Below are 522 nucleotides of genomic sequence, written 5' to 3'. Positions count from 1 at the left end.
CTGGATGCTGACATAGCAAAATGCTTTGACCGAATAAACCATGATTATCTACTGTCAAAAATTCATTGTCCAAGCAACCTAAAAAGAGACCTGAAACAATGGCTCAAAGCAGGCGTGCTAGATAACGGTGTATTTGAGGATACAGAAGCAGGGACACCTCAAGGAGGGGTGATAAGTCCACTACTCGCCAACATCGCACTGGATGGTATGGAAAGGCTAGTCAAAGGAATGTATCCAAACAAAGGAACAACCACTCAGGTAAACCTTATAAGATATGCCGATGATTTTGTGGTCATATCAAGAGACTTAGGAATCATTGAACAGTGCAAGACTGCAATTTCTGAATGGCTAAAACCTGTAGGATTAGAGATAAAACCTGAAAAGACCCGAATATGTCACACACTCAATCCTATTGAGTATAATGGCAAGATTGAGGAACCTGGGTTCGATTTTCTAGGATTCAATATCAGGCAATACCCCGTTGGAAAGTATAAATCTGGGAAAACAGGTGGGGCAACAAGC

Annotated in this window: 1 protein-coding gene; it reads left to right on the top strand. The window is 41.6% G+C overall.

The window, feature by feature from the left end; genetic code table 11:
• Positions 1 to 522 (top strand): reverse transcriptase domain-containing protein (locus tag P5674_RS25800; protein WP_315670483.1); only part of this gene is annotated, 522 nt, incomplete at both ends.

The sequence above is a fragment of the Limnospira sp. PMC 289.06 genome (genome assembly GCF_032350395.1).
In the GTDB taxonomy this organism is placed as follows: domain Bacteria; phylum Cyanobacteriota; class Cyanobacteriia; order Cyanobacteriales; family Microcoleaceae; genus Limnospira; species Limnospira platensis.
The sequence above is the reverse complement of the archived record's forward strand: the minus strand, read 5'-3'. Positions and strand labels throughout refer to the sequence as shown.